The organism is Streptomyces thermoalcalitolerans, assembly GCF_039525155.1.
GTDB classification, from domain to species: domain Bacteria; phylum Actinomycetota; class Actinomycetes; order Streptomycetales; family Streptomycetaceae; genus Streptomyces; species Streptomyces thermovulgaris.
Map to the genome: position 1 here is coordinate 42,347 of NZ_BAAAHG010000018.1, position 16,296 is coordinate 58,642.

Annotated in this window: 12 protein-coding genes and 2 CRISPR repeat arrays; of the genes, 3 read left to right on the forward strand and 9 right to left on the reverse strand. The window is 69.1% G+C overall.

From position 1 onward, the window contains the following. The first annotated feature begins 229 nt into the window (after positions 1-229). Positions 230-856, forward strand: coding sequence for a hypothetical protein (locus ABD224_RS13350; protein WP_344049712.1), 627 nt, complete (start codon positions 230-232; stop codon positions 854-856). A gap of 57 nt (positions 857-913) precedes the next feature. Further along, positions 914-2,346: a CRISPR direct-repeat array (repeat unit 29 nt; unit sequence GGGGCCATCCCCGCGGGTGCGGGGAGCAG). A gap of 303 nt (positions 2,347-2,649) precedes the next feature. On the opposite strand, the gene tgmC is transcribed toward ABD224_RS13350, so the two are convergent. The 6 genes from tgmC to ABD224_RS13380 all read right to left on the reverse strand — a co-directional run bounded on the left by tgmC (position 2,650) and on the right by ABD224_RS13380 (position 7,628). Continuing rightward, positions 2,650-3,846, reverse strand: coding sequence for an ATP-grasp peptide maturase system methyltransferase (tgmC, locus tag ABD224_RS13355; RefSeq protein ID WP_344049713.1), 1,197 nt, complete (start codon positions 3,844-3,846; stop codon positions 2,650-2,652). Further along, positions 3,843-4,034: a hypothetical protein gene (locus ABD224_RS13360; protein ID WP_425580973.1), complete on the reverse strand. Its 192-nt coding sequence runs from the start codon at positions 4,032-4,034 to the stop codon at positions 3,843-3,845. The genes tgmC and ABD224_RS13360 overlap by 4 nt, the downstream gene beginning before the upstream one ends. Before the next feature lie 196 nt (positions 4,035-4,230). Then, the gene (locus ABD224_RS13365) at positions 4,231-5,361 is read right to left on the reverse strand and encodes a protein-L-isoaspartate O-methyltransferase family protein (protein ID WP_344049714.1); all 1,131 of its coding nucleotides are present in this window, start codon (positions 5,359-5,361) and stop codon (positions 4,231-4,233) included. A gap of 21 nt (positions 5,362-5,382) precedes the next feature. Then, entirely contained in the window at positions 5,383-6,210 is an 828-nt protein-coding gene (locus tag ABD224_RS13370) for a radical SAM/SPASM domain-containing protein (RefSeq protein WP_344049716.1), read from the reverse strand. 133 nt (positions 6,211-6,343) lie between these two features. Next, positions 6,344-6,862 (reverse strand): hypothetical protein, encoded by a 519-nt coding sequence (locus ABD224_RS13375; protein WP_344049717.1) that lies wholly within the window; start codon positions 6,860-6,862, stop codon positions 6,344-6,346. A 301-nt stretch (positions 6,863-7,163) separates the two neighbouring features. Further along, positions 7,164-7,628 carry an ATP-binding protein gene (locus ABD224_RS13380; protein WP_344049718.1) on the reverse strand — a complete coding sequence of 155 codons (465 nt, stop codon included), beginning with the start codon at positions 7,626-7,628 and terminating at the stop codon, positions 7,164-7,166. A 279-nt stretch (positions 7,629-7,907) separates the two neighbouring features. Between ABD224_RS13380 and ABD224_RS13385 the strand changes: the two genes are divergently transcribed. Then, positions 7,908-9,212: a DNA-binding protein gene (locus tag ABD224_RS13385; RefSeq protein ID WP_344049719.1), complete on the forward strand. Its 1,305-nt coding sequence runs from the start codon at positions 7,908-7,910 to the stop codon at positions 9,210-9,212. Between the two features lie 8 nt (positions 9,213-9,220). Here ABD224_RS13385 and ABD224_RS13390 read toward each other — a convergent pair whose 3' ends face one another. The 3 genes from ABD224_RS13390 to ABD224_RS13400 form a co-directional block, all read right to left on the reverse strand. Then, entirely contained in the window at positions 9,221-10,234 is a 1,014-nt protein-coding gene (locus ABD224_RS13390) for an NAD-dependent epimerase/dehydratase family protein (RefSeq protein WP_344049720.1), read from the reverse strand. 311 nt (positions 10,235-10,545) lie between these two features. Beyond that, positions 10,546-11,000: direct repeats of the CRISPR family, unit length 29 nt; unit sequence GGGGCCATCCCCGCATGCGCGGGGAGCAG. Between the two features lie 665 nt (positions 11,001-11,665). Beyond that, positions 11,666-13,273, reverse strand: a complete 1,608-nt coding sequence (locus ABD224_RS13395) for an AMP-binding protein (protein WP_344049721.1) — start codon at positions 13,271-13,273, stop codon at positions 11,666-11,668. Then, positions 13,270-14,973, reverse strand: coding sequence for an AMP-binding protein (locus ABD224_RS13400; RefSeq protein ID WP_344049723.1), 1,704 nt, complete (start codon positions 14,971-14,973; stop codon positions 13,270-13,272). Before ABD224_RS13400 ends, ABD224_RS13395 begins: the two co-directional genes overlap by 4 nt. Positions 14,974-15,132: 159 nt before the next feature. Here ABD224_RS13400 and ABD224_RS13405 point away from each other — a divergent pair, with 159 nt between their 5' ends. Continuing rightward, positions 15,133-15,957 (forward strand): helix-turn-helix transcriptional regulator, encoded by an 825-nt coding sequence (locus ABD224_RS13405; RefSeq protein ID WP_344049725.1) that lies wholly within the window; start codon positions 15,133-15,135, stop codon positions 15,955-15,957. Positions 15,958-16,296: the final 339 nt, after the last annotated feature.

The following is a 16,296-nucleotide window of genomic DNA, read 5'->3' on the forward strand; positions in this document are numbered from 1 at the left end:
CCCGCGCGCCTGCGCAAGGGCGAGAAGAACGAGAGAAGAACGAGAGAAGCAAGGAGAACGAGCAAGGAGAACGAGAGGGACAGGAAGGGCAAGCAGAGGGACGGAAGGCGTCAAGAAGCGGCAAGAACAGGCCGGTCGGTGGCCGAACCTCCGGACAGACGGGGCAAACCGGAGCACCATGGAACCATTCCCCCGACCGTCATCCCCTGCGACGACCTGGAGTGGGTTCATGCCCGAGGGCATCCCCCTGCGCTGCCCGGCCTGCCACCGCACGTACGTCTACACCGCGCCGGACCGCTTCTGCTCCTGCGGAGAGGTGTTACGGCCGCCCGCCCCGTCGACCACCGCCGCTGCACCGGCCGCAACCCCAGCCACCATCCCGGCCACCGACCCCCCGCACGACCGCCTTCCGCCGACCGGACCGCCGAGGGACCGGGCCGAGGACGGACACGCTCCCGAGGCGGACGAGCCGAAGCGGCGCGCGTTTCAGGGGGTGCCCGTCCGTACCGCGCGGGATGCCGTCACCGCTGCCGTGGCGTATCTGCGATGGCTCGGCTACGAAGGGATCCGGCGAGCCGATCAGCGACCGCCGTCCGGGGTCGGGCTGGCGGCGCGGGGACTGGTGGCCCAGGTGGACCCCGCGGCACGGCCGGCCTCCCTGCGGGACGTGGAGTGTCTGTGGCTGACCGCGATGACCGAGTCGGCGAGGTGCGTCTATTTCTCCCTCGCGGGGTACGGCGAGGACGCCCGCGCCCGCGCCGACGAACTGGGGATCCCCCTGTTCGTACTGGACCGCGCGGGCATCCCCCAGCCCGTGAACGAAGCAGCCGACACCCTGCACACCCACGGCGCATGAGCGCAAGCTCCGCAAGGGATGCGCCCCGGGTCGACGGGGCGCGTGAAACCGCGCGTCGGGGTCATCCCCGCAGGTGCGGGGAGCAGATCGTGTCAAGGGGGATCGTCTCCATCTTCTTGGGACCATCCCCGCGGGTGCGGGGAGCAGTTCGGCTTGGCCAGAAGGGCGGATACGGGCACGGGACCATCCCCGCGGGTGCGGGGAGCAGGGCTCGACGCCGCTGCGTAGGGGGGACCCGATGGGGCCATCCCCGCGGGTGCGGGGAGCAGTCGGTCTGCGCGGCGATCTCCGCCCCGTGCCCGGGGCCATCCCCGCGGGTGCGGGGAGCAGATCGCCGCGGTGACGATGCGGTCCTCGAGCGGGGGGCCATCCCCGCGGGTGCGGGGAGCAGCCATACGGCTCATCCGGGATGTCCTGGACCGAGGGGCCATCCCCGCGGGTGCGGGGAGCAGTCGCGGACGTCGCGAATCTCATGGATGAGGACGGGGCCATCCCCGCGGGTGCGGGGAGCAGCCGTGGATCGCGATCATCTCTGAGGGGTGCCAGGGGCCATCCCCGCGGGTGCGGGGAGCAGAGACGCGACTGCAGCGTGGCGACGAGGCCGCCGGGGCCATCCCCGCGGGTGCGGGGAGCAGTCGCAGGTGCCGTCCAATTCGACCTGCACGACGGGGCCATCCCCGCGGGTGCGGGGAGCAGGCCGGCCCCGCGTGAGGGGTGCGGGGCCGGCCGGGGGCCATCCCCGCGGGTGCGGGGAGCAGGGAGCTGAAGTTCGCCGACTTCGACGTGCCGGGGGGCCATCCCCGCGGGTGCGGGGAGCAGGAGTACACAGCCACCCAGATCCGGACCATCGAGGGGCCATCCCCGCGGGTGCGGGGAGCAGGCCATCCGTGCCGAGGGCGATGATGGCGAGCGGGGGCCATCCCCGCGGGTGCGGGGAGCAGTCGCGGCCGTCCGCCAGTTCAACACCGACCACGGGGCCATCCCCGCGGGTGCGGGGAGCAGCCTGCGCAAACACCTTGACTTGCGCCCTAAAAGGGGCCATCCCCGCGGGTGCGGGGAGCAGCGATGTCTGGGCAGGGATCTGATGGTGATGTCGGGGCCATCCCCGCGGGTGCGGGGAGCAGGGCTGGGAGGAAAGGGCGCTGGCGACCGAGCCGGGGCCATCCCCGCGGGTGCGGGGAGCAGGGTCCCGGCCAAGCTGCGAGCGGCCGGAACCAGGGGCCATCCCCGCGGGTGCGGGGAGCAGATCGTGTGGGCGTCCTACTCCATGTGGGCGGGGGGGCCATCCCCGCGGGTGCGGGGAGCAGTACTTCCTCACCGGTGTCGTGGGCCGGGAGGGGGGGCCATCCCCGCGGGTGCGGGGAGCAGAGCCGCGCACTGGACCTGCACCGCGCCGACGCGGGGCCATCCCCGCGGGTGCGGGGAGCAGTGTCGGGCTCGGGCGGGGCGGGGGTGCGGGTCTGGGCCATCCCCGCGGGTGCGGGGAGCAGACTGCGTGACCTGCGGGTTTACGGCGCAGGTCCCATGGTTTTCACCACTTTCATCGAGTCCGGCAAAAAGGACACCACGCCCCTCGCCTCTCTGTCATAAAGGCCTGACCGAAGGCTTGATCCTAGAGTCGTCCCTGTTCCGACGTCTGCTGTTTGTTCCGAATGACTCCGCACCGGGCCGACGTCTCCTCCCGGCAAGTCACAGGACCGGGACGTCCTGCGGTGGATGAACCAGGCCCTGCTGTCCACCGCACGGTGCCTGGTCGCTGCCGAGCTGGCCGGACACCTGGAGTCGTGTGCCTGTCAGGGTCTCGGTAGCGGCAGGTCTGGCAGGTGCGGGTGCCGCAGATGCTGTCCGCCGTCGTAGACATGCAGCGTGAACGTCTCCGGCCCCGGTCGGCCCGCCTCGTCGTATGCGGACAGCACACGCTCGATCCGCTCCCACACCCGCACAGGCCCGCCCTCGCGTACTTCCCACCGGCCTTCGACAAGGGTGAGGGTGGCGGCGGAGCCGGAGACGACGTCGATCAGGTGCACTACCTCGCCCACCGTGGTCATCTGCACGTCCGGCACGGCGCACTGGGCAAGGAACCGCAAATGGAATGCTTCCTCGCTCGCGGCTGTGATCCGCTCCGGGGAGTGCCGAGCTGCCCGGCCCGTCTTTGAGAGTCCTGCGGCCCAGTGGGCGGGGTTGCCAAATGCCGGTGCCGCGTGGGTGCGGGCGGACATGAAAGACACCGTACCGCCCAGCAGTTGGCCTTCCGCGGTGCCGTCCTCGCCGACGGTGAGCAGGACGCGGGCGTACCCGTAGAGCCACCCTGAGAGGGTGAGCAGGATCTTTCCGCCCGGCCGGGTCTGGCCAAGCAGGGCGGGCGGGACGGCACGGAAGGAGCAGGCGGCCACGATCCGGTCGAAGGGCGACTCCGGCCAGTAGCCGTACAGGCCGTCCGCCACCGCCAGGGTGGGGGTGTACCCGCAGGAGTACAGGGCGTTGGCCGCCTGCTCCAGCCGGTGCGGGTCGACCTCGATCGAGGTGACGTCGGCCGACCCAAGACGCTCGCAGGCCAGTGCGGTGGAGTAACCGGTGCCGGTGCCGATCTCCAGCACCGTGTGCCCTTCCTGCACGTCGGCGTCGGCCCACATCCGGACGACGAGCGACGGCAACGTGGACGACGAGGTGGGTGCCCCGCCGTGCCGTACTCGGGGGTTCTTCCAGTCCGGCTCGTCACCGTCGAACTGCGTGATGAGCGTTGTGTCGGAGTACGCGGCGGCCAGCCACCGGCCGTAGTCGGTCTCGGCGGTGACCGGCTCCCACACCGTCAGGCCCTGCCCGTTGCGTTCGCCGGCGGGCAGGTAGAAGCCCGGTACGAACCTGTGCCGGGGCACCGTCTCCACAGCTGCCCGCCAACCGGGATCGGTAAGGAAGCCGTCCTCGGCGAGGTCCTTCGCCATCGCCTCACGCAGCCGCTCGGCGTCGGTGTCCGGGTCGGCGGGCATCATCGCGCTCCGCCTCCTTTCGTGCTCGTGCTCAGGATGTCGGCGAACGCCTCGGCCATCCGCTGGGCGTCAGGCATCCAGCCCCACTGGCCGTTGGGATTGCACTCGATGAACACCCAGTCCTCCGCCGCATCGCCGTCGCCGGTCAGGGCGAAGTCGAAGCAGCCGAAGACCAGACCGAATGCGGCCAAGTAGCTGTGCAGCGCCGTCTCATACGACAGTCACCGTTCCATCCGGAGCGCCGCGGGGTTGACGCAAGGCGCACCCCTCTTCGCTGCTCTTCACTGGTGGAACGTCAACGACTGTGATTTCGCGACCTGTTGCAGTATCAACATGCTGCCCCCGAGCTGGGCAAACTCGGGGCGCAGCAGGAAACGGACCAGGTGACTACAACGTGGCCTTCCAGGCTCCGCGGGTGAGGGTGGTCGTGCCGTCCGGGGTGATGGTGACCCGGGCGCCGTAGACGGGTAGGGCACCCTCCCGGTTGAGCCGGTTGCGAATGCGTTCCAGGTCCGACCACAGCCGCCGGGGACCGCTCTGATGTACGACCGGCGACTCGAGAAACCCCGTTGCAGTGGCGCGGGCCCATGAGCCGTCGGGGTAGAGCAGCCAGACCGTGCGGGTGTCGCCGTCCTGTGTCTTGCGGTACTGAATGCCGGGAAGCTGCAGCTCGAGCATCGACATGACATCCCACGCGTCGGGCGGGTACAGCAGCGGGTACCGGCTGGTGAAGATCTCCTCTCCCTCGTCCTGGGCGGCTCCCTTCCAAATGTCGTCCGCGGGGCTGTCGTAGCTGTCGCCATGCCGGGTGGGCATGAACCCCGCCCGGTCCCACTCGATCCGGCCCACGGCGCCGCCGTCCGCGGTCTTGTCCGCGGTGAGAATCAGACCGGTGCCGGAGATCGTGGTCACGAACCGGCCACCTGTGCGGAGTGTCTTGAGCCAGGAAACCGGTATGGGCCGAACCGACACGGTGGCGACGATGCGGTCGTACTCTCCGGGCAGTGGCCCAGTGATGTCGCAGACCTCCATGCGCGGGTGTTCACCGAGCAGCGCGAGCCGGTCTGCAGCGAGCTTCACCAAGTGCTCGTCGATGTCGATGCTCGTGACGTGCTCCTCGCCGAGCCGTGCGCATGCCAGGGCGGTGCCGTAGCCCGTGCCCGTGGTGACGAGGAGCTGGTGACCGTCGCCGATCATCGCATGCCGGTACATCCGCACGACAAGGCTGGGAAGCGTCGACGACGATGTCGGCGTGCCGTCGGCCAGGACGTCACCGGTGTCGGCTCTGTCGGCGTGGTGGGTGTCGACCTGGGTGACCAGTGACTGGTCGCTGTAGGCCGCCTCCAGCCAGGCGTCGGGATCGTCCGGACCGGTGCGCAGCACCCAGCCGTGGCCCTCCTGTTCCCACCAACGGGGTACGAACTGGTGCCGGGGCACACGGGCCACGGCGTCGTGCCAGCGGGACTCCGGACGGACGACTTGGTGCGCCAGACGCCGAGCATGCGGTAGCCACTTCATCGTGCCTCTGCTCCTCTCGTCCTAGTAAGCAGGGTCACAGGCTTCCGTGTTTGCCGGGTCGCAGTCATTGGAATCCGCCGGGGTGCAGCCGGCCGTCGGCGCGAGCGGCCGTAGGATACTCGCCGCGGTGTCCGCCCAGCGCTTCCCGTTGAATACCGCGGCGAGCCCGTCCGTCTTCGCGTTCCCTGTCTCGAGGAAACGGCCCAGTACGCACGGCGTGACCGTGCCGTCGGTCATGATCGCGGCCCGACCGTCCGCGCAGCGACCGCACAGGTCCTTGGTGCTGGGGACATGCACCTGACCGCGACCGACGCTGCGAACCCGGTCGACGTTCACCGTGCGGACACCAAGGTCGAGCAGCTCCTCGCGAGCCTGTGCCGTGCGCTGTCCCTCGAACACCTCGACGATGCCCACCTGCAGAGGGATGCCGCGCCGCAGGGCCTGGACGATGTTCGCTCGGGTCGCGGCGTGCGAGCCCTTCCGGCCGGTCACCCGCTCGTGTTCCTCGGCCACATCGCTGTAGTACGAGGTTGCCAGGGACACCTTCGGGTGCTCGAACAGCTCCCAGTGCTCCGGCTTCACGCGATACAGGTTGCTGTAGACCTGCACGTCGAGCCCGCTGGCCAGAGCGTGGTGCACCAGGTGGCTGAAGTCCGGGTGCATGGTCGGCTCACCACCGATGAACTGCACTTTCCTCACCCCGATCGCGGCGGCCTCGGTGATGAGCCGCTTCCAGTCGTCGGTGGTCATGCTGCCGTGTCCCCCGGTAGGGCCGGCCTTGGCGTAGCACAGCGACGGGCAGGTGAATTGACACTTGCCGGTGATCTCCAGCTCGAGGAACTTCGGCACCGCCGGACGGGTCGGAGCCTCGGGAGCGATTGTCATGCTGTCTCTCCTTCGTCAGGTGACTTCCTTGAGACCGGCGCGGGGCGGCGCCTGGCTGTGAGGAAGCACGAGTTGGGTGTTCGGCCTGTGCCGGGGGCTATGCGGCGGCGGACAGCTCACGCTGTACCTCGTCCGGATCCATGACCTGGAAGGAGCTGAGCCGTCGGATGAGCTGTGAAGCGAGCACGGTGGGAATGTTGGGATGGTCAAAGGGCAGTGCGTGGTCCGGCCGCGCGACGACGCGCACCTGGTTGTCTGCGTCGAGGCCGTAGATGACGCCGTGGACTCCGAACAGAGGAGCGCTCCGGGCGAGAAAAACCATGGGGTTCTTCTCCAGATGCGGACAGAGCACTGCGGAAGCCCGCACATGCTTGGGACACACGGGCGGCTGGTTGGTGCAGATCGTTGGCCGTGCCGGGTCCTCGTCCTTCGGTCCGGCCAGAAAGATGAACCCGAGGGGGGTCCGCGCAGGCCCGGAGCAGACCTGGCATCGCAGGGTCCGCATCGTCATCATCTGCCGGTAGGGATGCATGAGCTTCCACTGCGGTTCGCCTGTCGGCATGCCGTGCCGGTCCACGGGATTGAACCCACAACGCGCCCAGAGCACGTTCTGCATGGGTCGGTCCCGTGGGTCCTCGTCGCGGTAGTACAAACGGGGTCCAGAGGCGTGTAAACAGATCATGAGGTTGTCCGGCGCGGCCTCTTCTCCTTTGCGCTGAGTGATGTAGGGGATCAGGCGCGGTTCGCTTGCAGGGGGCACAGAAAAGGGCTTCACTTTCGGTCTGGGTGGCTGGCTGCAGGAGGACGGAAGGGCTACCACGTCTCCTCCTCGAGGAACTTGACGGCGCTCAGTGATTCGCATGGCTCGTCGAAGGAACTGGGCCATGCGGCGCAGGTGCCCGGCAGCTCACCAGTGGTCACCGACCCTCCACAGGCAGAACGAGGGTGCACCACGCGCACGTGCCGTCCTCGGTGAATCCCCAGCGGCCACCCAGCTCCGCAACGAGGCAGTCCACCAAGAGCAGACCCCGCCCGTTCTCTGCCTCGGCGTCCGGGTGCTGCGGCTTCGGGATCGCTGAGGGTGTCCTGTCATGCACCTCGAAGCGCAGTTCGCCTGCCGTCGACATCCAGCCGCGCACGTCGAATTCGTCGCACTGCCCGTGCAGTACTGCGTTCGTGCACAGTTCCGACACCACGATCAAAAAGGCGTCCACCTGATCGCCGCGGAGCCGGCAGTGGCAACGGACCCATGCCCGGGTGACGCGCCGCACGGTTTCCACACTCGACGGCTCCGAACGGATCACCATGCCGAAGCTCGGCAGGGCGGTGTCAGCGGCCGACTGCAGAGCCTCCAACAGACTGGATCCGGTGTGACGGGGCATGGGCGCAACTCCCTGGTTTGTGCTTACGTGCACGCCCAGCAAGGGGCGACGATCAGGGTTCACCCGTCCCACATGGCCCCGCCATAGCCTGCGACATGGCCTCTTCGACACTTCCGGGCGATCGCATGGCCTCGGGGTAGCTTTGAAGTGGCTTCTGTTCACGCGATGTTGTCGGGCGAAGCGGTGGAGGTATCCCTTTCCGAGGAAGGGATCGGCTCACAAGCCGGACGATTGTGATACCGCAGACTGGGGGCGGGAATGAGAAATGAACCGAGGACATTGCTTGCGTGGCTGTGCGCTCGGGAAGGCATCTCATACCGCCGGTTCAATCAGAAGTTCACCACGCACGGTGTGCGGCTCTTCGGGAACAGCCCCAAAAACCCGACATGCGGTGAAACGCAGTTCCGGCGGTGGACAGGCGGCAAGTTACAAACGCTGCCCAGCCCCGAGGCCTGCCAGATTCTTGAGGCGATCTGGCCTCAGTACACAGCCGAGCAGTTGTTCGGGCCGCCGCCGAAGGGCGATCCTCAGGCACCCGTGTACAACCTGAAAGAGCGTGTTTGCATGACCGCAGAAGAGGCCCTCTCGGGCGCTGACGTGACCGCTTCGGCGTCCATCTCCGACAACACCATCGACGAACTGCGCGACCAGGTGCAGGCTGTGGCCCAGGGATACCACCTCATGTCACCGGCGCAGGCCTATGAAGCCACCGACCGGCTCCGTGTGGCGATCGAGCGTCAGCGAGACCGCACACAAATTCCCGTCCAACAGCAAGAGCTGATGATCTTGAACGGACAAGCCGCAGCTCTGCTGTCCGTCGCCGCGTTCAACCTGGGCTATTTCCAGCCCGCACGCAGCCTCGCCCGCGCCGCTGCGGTGTTCGGCGAGGCTGCGCGGTTCACGCCGCTCCAGGCATACGCCGATGGCACCTTGGCCTACATCGCCTACCACACCGGAAACGCAAGCGAGGCCGTGGCAAAGGCCACCCGCGCCCTGTCCTACGGCGGTCTTGGAGATATGGCCAAACGGCGCCTGCAAGCCATCATGGCCCGCGCGCACGCCCATCTCGGCGACGCTGTATCGGCCCGGCGTGCAATCCAGATTTCCGCAGAGCAAGGTCAGGACCGGTACGACGACCTTCACGATGGGGTGGGTGGAGAATTCGCCTTCCCCTCGGAGCGGCTGGCGCTGTCCACCAGCACGACCGCACTGCTCATCGGAGATGCAGAGCGGGCCGAAGCAAACGCCCAGCGCGCCCTGGATCTCCTTGCGCAGCGGCCGCAGAAAGCCCAGTCGGCTCACGTGCGGGCGGGCGCGGCCGCAGATCTCGCCTACGCCCGGCTTCTGGCCGACGATGTGGACGGCGCAACTGATGCCCTGACCCCGGTGTGGGAAGTGCCGGCAGAACACCGGCAGACGGGGATCATCGTCAGGACGGCCCGCATCGCCCGGTACTTGGCACGCCCCGTCTACCACGGAGCGGCGGTGGCCGCGTCGCTGCGGGACCAGATTGAGGAATTCAACCGGGTCTCTCCGCCGCACCGCATCGGCCCGCACGTGGGCCTCCTTGCCATCGAGGGCTGATCACAGCATCACAGCGAGGCGAGGATCTTCGCTTCCTTCTCCGGTGCGATCCCGTGTTCCGCCCACCGCGGGTGATTCACGGGACGCCCGCCCTCTACCCACCACCGCCACGTGTCCCGGATCGTGTCGGTGATCGGTCGGCACCGCAGCCCCGCCGCCACGGCGCGGCTGGAATCGACGGCCCACACCCCTGCGTGAGTGCGCCACAGGGGCAACTCTGTCCACTGCTTCACACCCTGCTCAACCAGGATCGAGGGATCGACCCAGACTGGGGCACCGGCACCGCCCGTCTCACTCAGGCAGGCTTCCAGAAAGCCGCGGAACGTGATGCCGTCGGGATGGGTGATGTTGAAGCCGCCGTGTTCAGAGCTGACAGCCTGGTCAAGGGCGAAGTGGGCCACGTCGCGCACGTCAACGGGCTGGATCCGCTGCTCGGCGGGCGCTGGGGCGAGGATACGGCCGCCCCGCTTGGCTCGCTCCAGCCACCAGGGCAGCCGACCCACGTACTCACCCGGGCCAAGGACCACCCCAGGCCGCAGAAACACCGCAGCGTCTCCGAATGCCTGCGCCACTGCACGTTCCCCGCCGGCCTTCTGGAAGCCGTACGTGGTGGGGGAGCCGTCGACTCCTGTGTACCCGAACGACTCGTCAGCGTCCGCCGGGCAGTCGAGCAGCGGGGAAGCATCGGTGAGTGGCTGATGCGGCCATCCCTGATAAACGGACACGGTGGAGATGTGCACCCAGCGGCGGGCAACCGGGCGTAGCCTGGTCGCGGCCGCCAGGACATCGCGCGGCGCGAAGTCGGAGCTCGATGTGTCGATCACGACATCCCACGGCCCATGCGTTGCCAAGCGATTGAGGTCGTCATGGTTCGTGCGGTCGCCGTGAACCGGCTTCACGCCGTCCACGTCGCGGCCGGAGTGCCCGCGGTTGAAGGTGGTGACCTCCCACCCTCTCGCCAGCGCGTTCTCCGCAATGTGCTTGCCCAGGAACCACGTTCCGCCCATGACCAGAATCCTCATGGGGGTGATCCTGCCGTGCAGGCCCGTACCGGCGGAAGAACTGACCGTGGGCGCAGGCCTACAACTTCTGCTACTTGCACAATTGCTGACGGCGCAAACCCTCTGAGGTAGCTGTGCATGACACCTTGTCAAACTGGGTCTTCTTCGCGGCCTACGACGGGCGTACGTAGACCGAGCGAAGGATGATGGTTACCCCCTTGGCCCAACAGCTGGCTTCCTCGAACTCCTAATTGACCCTGCAGACATACCAGGGTTCATCCCCGCGGGTATGGGAAGCAGGTCGTGACGATCGCAGGCATCGCGTTCGATCAGGGGACATCCCCGCGGGTGCGAGGAGCAGAAGGTTCCCGCCGATTCGGTGGGCCGTGTCGAGGGGCCATCCCCGCATGCGCGGGGAGCAGGTGATGAAGCGCCGGGACAAGACCGTCACCGAGGGGCCATCCCCGCATGCGCGGGGAGCAGAGGCGTCGAACACCTCGACGCGGCGGACGACCGGGGCCATCCCCGCATGCGCGGGGAGCAGCACGGCGACAGCCAGGTGTACCGCAACGCCCGGGGGCCATCCCCGCATGCGCGGGGAGCAGCCTCCATCACTACGTCTTCAACCTATATTTCTGGGGCCATCCCCGCATGCGCGGGGAGCAGCAGTATCCGCTAACCCATTGCGCGCGCAATGGGGGCCATCCCCGCATGCGCGGGGAGCAGATCACCTCGGCATCGGTGTTGATCTGCGGGTGGGGGCCATCCCCGCATGCGCGGGGAGCAGACTGCATGACCTGCGGGTTTACGGCACAGACCCCATGACTTTCACCAGTTTCACCGAGTCCGGCAAAAAGAACATAACACCCCTCACTTCTCTGTCATGAAGGCCTGGCCGAAGGCTTGATCCTAGAGTTGCCCCCACTCCACCGTCCGCTGTTTGTTCTGAATTGACTCCGCACCAGGCCGACGTCTCCTCCCCCGGCAGGCCTGAACCGGCACGTCCTGCGGTGGAAAGGCGGCGGGCGTCCGTGTACGGGCCGACATCGAGGTCGAGCTGGACCGGTGCCGTGCCGAAGGAGTCGTCGCCCCAGTCCCGGTGGCCTGTTCGTTCCTCGAACTCCCGGGCCTTGCGCTTGTCGACCCGCCGCTGGTGCTGGCGCAGCCACCAGTCGTTGTAGACCGCCCACGGCGTTCCCACTCCCGTGCACCCTTCTCCTACCGCCCCTTTCTGCCCCCCGTTCAGTCAAGCGTTCCGGTGTCCCGGTGGCGGCTTCCTGCGTCGATTCGGCCGACGGTCCCGGGCAGGTGGGGCCAAGGCGCCGTCTTCGGTGGTCGTGGGTGTGCCCTCCCGTCGGGTACGGACGACGGGAGGGCGGGGTCGGGGGCGCGGGTGCGCTCCTCGGCCTCCGGGGGCGCCCGGAAGCGTCCGGAGGGTTCAAGGGCAGGCGCTCATGCGCTGTACCGCTCGCGGAGTTCGACCTTGCGGACCTTGCCGGAGACCGTCATCGGGAAGGAGTCCAGGATCTCCAGCCGGCTCGGGATCTTGTAGTGGGCCAGCCGGTCCGTGCAGAAGGCCCGCAGCTCCTCCAGGCTCGGCGGGTCTGCCGGGTCCCGCGGGATGACGCAGGCCAGGACCTCCTCACCGTACGTCTCGTGCGGTACGCCGACGACCTGGACGTCGCGGATCTTCGGGTGGCCGTAGAGGAACTCCTCGATCTCACGCGGGTAGATGTTCTCGCCGCCGCGGATGATCATGTCCTTGATGCGGCCGACGATCTCGACGTAGCCGTCCTCGCGCATCACCGCCAGGTCGCCCGTGTGCATCCAGCGGCCCCGGTCGATGGCCTCGGCGGTCTTGTCGGGCTCGTTCCAGTAGCCGAGCATCACGCTGTAGCCGCGGGTGCACAACTCGCCTGCCGTGCCGCGGGGTTGGGTCACTCCGGTGGCCGGGTCGACGATCTTCACCTCGATGTGCGGCAGCACCCGGCCGACGGTGGCGGTGCGGTGCTCGAGGTCGTCGTCCATGCGGGTCTGCAGGGAGACCGGGGACGTCTCGGTCATGCCGTAGCAGATGGAGACCTCCTCCATGTGCATCTCGGTGATGACCCGTTTCATCACCTCCACCGGGCAGGGCGAGCCCGCCATGATGCCGGTGCGCAGGGAGGAGAGGTCGTACGACGCGAAGTCGGGGAGGTTCAGCTCGGCGATGAACATCGTCGGCACCCCGTACAGCGAGGTGCAGCGCTCCTGCTGCACCGCCTCCAGCGTCGCCCTGGGTTCGAAGGACGGCGCCGGGATGACCATGCACGCGCCGTGCGAGGTGGCGGCGAGGTTCCCCATCACCATGCCGAAGCAGTGATAGAACGGCACGGGGATGCAGATGCGGTCCTGCTCGGTGTAGCCGATCGTACGGCCCACCCAGTAGCCGTTGTTGAGGATGTTGTGGTGGGAGAGCGTGGCGCCCTTGGGGAAGCCCGTCGTGCCCGAGGTGTACTGGATGTTGATGGGGTCGTCGCAGGTCAAATCCGCCTGAGCGGCGGCGAGTTGATCGTCCGTTATCTCCTTCCCCGCCGTCGTCAGCGCCTCCCAGGACGCGTCGCCGATGTAGATCGTCTCCCGCAGGTCCGGGCAGGCGCCCCGCACCTGTTCGACCAGCACCCGGTAGTCGCTGCTCTTGTGGGTCTGCGAGGCGATCAGCACCGAGATGCCGGCCTGTCTCAGCACGTACTCCAGCTCGTGGGCGCGGTAGGCGGGGTTGATGTTCACCATGATCGCGCCGATGCGTGCGGTGGCGTACTGGACGAGCACCCACTCGGGACAGTTGACCGCCCAGATCCCCACCCGGTCGCCCTTGGCCACGCCCTTGGCGAGCAGTCCGCGCGCCACCTCGTCGACCGCGGCACCGAACTCGGCGTAGGTCCAGCGGCGTCCGGACGGTACGTCGACCAGCGCCTCACGGTCGCCGAACACCGCGACGGCCCGGTCGAGGTTGGCGCCGATGGTGTCGCCCAGCAGCGGGACGTCGCCGGTCCCGTGGGTGTAGGACAGGTCGCTCATCGGAAGTCCTCCTCGCGGTACTCGTTCTGCGAGCCTCGGGCGGTGGCCTCGCGCAGCTCGATCCGGCGGATCTTGCCGGAGACGGTCTTGGGCAGATCGCCGAACTCCAGCCGGCGGATGCGCTTGTAGGGGGCGAGGGTCTCCCGGGAGTGCTCGAAGAGGACCTTCGCGGTGTCGGGGCCCGGCTCCCAGCCCTCGGCGAGGACGACGTACGCCTTCGGCACCGCCAGCCGCAGCGGGTCCGGCGCGGGCACGACGGCCGCCTCGGCGACCGCCTCGTGCTCCAGCAGGGCGCTCTCCAGCTCGAAGGGGCTGATCTTGTAGTCGGAGGCCTTGAAGACGTCGTCGGACCGGCCGATGTACGTCAGGTATCCGTCCGCGTCCCGCGAGGCGACGTCCCCGGTGCGGTAGTAGCCGCCGGCCATCACCTCCGCCGTGCGGTCCGGGTCGCCGTGGTAGCCGGCCATCAGGCCGACCGGGCGCGCGGACAGGTCGAGCGCGACCTCGCCCTCGTCCGCGCCGGGCGCGCCGGAGACGGGGTCGAGGAGTTCGACGCGGTAGCCGGGGCTGGGCCGTCCCATGGAGCCGGTCTTCAGCGGCTGGCCGGGGGTGTTGGCGATCTGCACGGCGGTCTCGGTCTGCCCGAAGCCGTCCCGGATGGTCACGCCCCAGGCCCGCCGGACCTGCTCGATGACCTCGGGGTTCAGCGGCTCGCCGGCGGCCACGGCCTCGCGCGGCGGGGTGCGCAGCTGGGTCAGGTCGGCCTGGATGAGCATGCGCCACACGGTCGGCGGGGCGCAGAAGGTGGTGACGCCCGCGCGGTCCATCTCGGCCATCAGCCGGGCCGCGTCGAAGCGGCTGTAGTTGTGGACGAAGACGGTCGCCTCGGCGTTCCACGGGGCGAACAGGTTCGACCAGGCGTGCTTGGCCCAGCCGGGCGAGGAGATGTTCAGGTGCACGTCACCCGGCTTGAGGCCGATCCAGTACATGGTGGCCAGGTGCCCGATCGGGTAGGTGCTGTGGGTGTGCTCGACCAGTTTGGGGCGGGCGGTGGTGCCCGAGGTGAAGTAGAGCATCAGCGGGTCGTCGGCGCGGGTGGGGCCGTCGGGCACGAACGCGGCGGGGGCGGTGCGGGCGGCCTCGTACGGCTCCCAGCCCTCCGGATCCCGGCCCTCCGGATCCCGGCCCTCCTGCGACGGGCCGCCGACCGAGATCCGGGTGTAGGAGCCGGGGACGTCGGCGAACTTCGCGGTGTCCTCGGCGCGCACGATCACATGCCTGACACGGCCCCGTTCGACGCGGTCGCGCAGGTCGGCGGGGCCGAGCAGCGGGGTGGCGGGGATGACGACGGCGCGCAGCTTCATCGCGGCGAGCGCGGTCTCCCACAGTTCGACCTGGTTGCCGAGCATGACGAGGACGCGGTCCTCGGCGGCGACGCCGCGGTCGCGCAGCCAGTTGGCGACGCGGTTGGAGCGCTCGGCCATCTCGGCGAAGGTGAGGCGGGTCTCGGTGCCGTCCTCCTCGACGATGTGCAGGGCGGTGCGGTCGTTCCCCTCGGCGATGACGTCGAACCAGTCCAGCGCCCAGTTGAAGTACTCGGGTCGGGGCCACTCGAAGCCGGCGTATGCCGTGGCGTAGTCCTCGCGATGCTCCAGCAGGAAGTCCCGCGCACTGCGAAAGAGCTCCGTCGCCGTCGTCATCCGTCCTCCTGCTCGCTCGGTCGTTCGCCTCCGCACGCTCCGGCCGGTGCCGCCGAACCATTGCCGGGTGGCTCTGTCACATCGTGTAATCAGTGACGTGAGTCTCACCACCCCCGAACGGGGGGTGGTGCGGGAGGGCCGCGACGAAGGGGCGAGCAGGTGACGGCGGACGCATCCGGATCGGCGGAGATCCGGGCCGCGCTGGTGCGGCTGCGGCGCACGACGGGGCTGCCCGTCGCCTTCGGCGGGCTGGTCGAGCCGGGCCGGTCCTGGGTGCGGATCAGCGAGCTGACCGGTACGAGGACGCAGGCGCTGAACGCGCTCGCGGTGACCTCGGGGAACGGACTGGGCGGCAAGGCGGTGGCGCTGGGCCGCCCGTGCGCGGTGACGGACTACTCGCTCTCGCGCCGCATCAGCCACGAGTACGACGCCCCGGTCGCCGCCGAGGGGCTGCGTTCGGTGCTGGCGGTGCCGGTGGTGGTACGGCGCCGGGTGCGCGGGGTGCTGTACGGCGCGCTGCGCACGGCCCAGCCGCTGGGCGACCGCACACTGAGCGCGGCGGTGGAGGCGGCGCGGGACGTGGAGCAGGCGCTGGTGGCGCGGGAGGAGGCACAGGACCTGCTGACGGCGGCCCGGGACGAGCCCGCCTCCGGCCCCGCCTGGGAGCAGGTCCGTGAGGCCCACGCGGCCCTGCGCGCCCTGGCCCCGCGGATCACGGACCCCGGGCTGCGCGCCGAACTGCTCAGCGCCTGCGGCCTGTTGACCGCGTCCCCCGCCGCGGTGCAGGAGGTCGGCCTGACCCCGCGGGAGATCGATGTGCTGGCCTGTGTGGCCGGCGGTGCGACCAATGCCGCCGCGGCGGCCCGGCTGGGGCTGCGTCCGGAGACGGTGAAGGGCTATCTGCGCTCGGCCATGCGCAAGCTGGGCGCCCACACCCGGGGAGAGGCGGTGGCGGCGGCCCGTCGCGCGGGGGCGCTGCCGTAGAGGACTGCTGTAAAGGGACCGTAAAGGGAGGGCGCGGGGCCGCGGCGCATGGTGCGGGCCACGGCGTGGCACAGGGGCCATGGCGCACGGCGCGGGGCCTCCGGCCGGTGCCGCGATGCCTCCGGCCGGCGCCGCGGCCCTCCGGCCGGTGCCGGAGGGCGGGCGGGACGCCCGCGGGAGTACCGCCGGCGGCAGGGGAGCGGTACCGTCGAAGGACTGTACGCACGAGGGCTTGTATTCATTCAGCGGTGCTTTGAATTCGGTCACGTGTCAGCCGCTGTTATTTCCCTCACCACCTCGTCCGTCCGAAATTCAGGGCCCCGTTGCCTAGAATTTGGC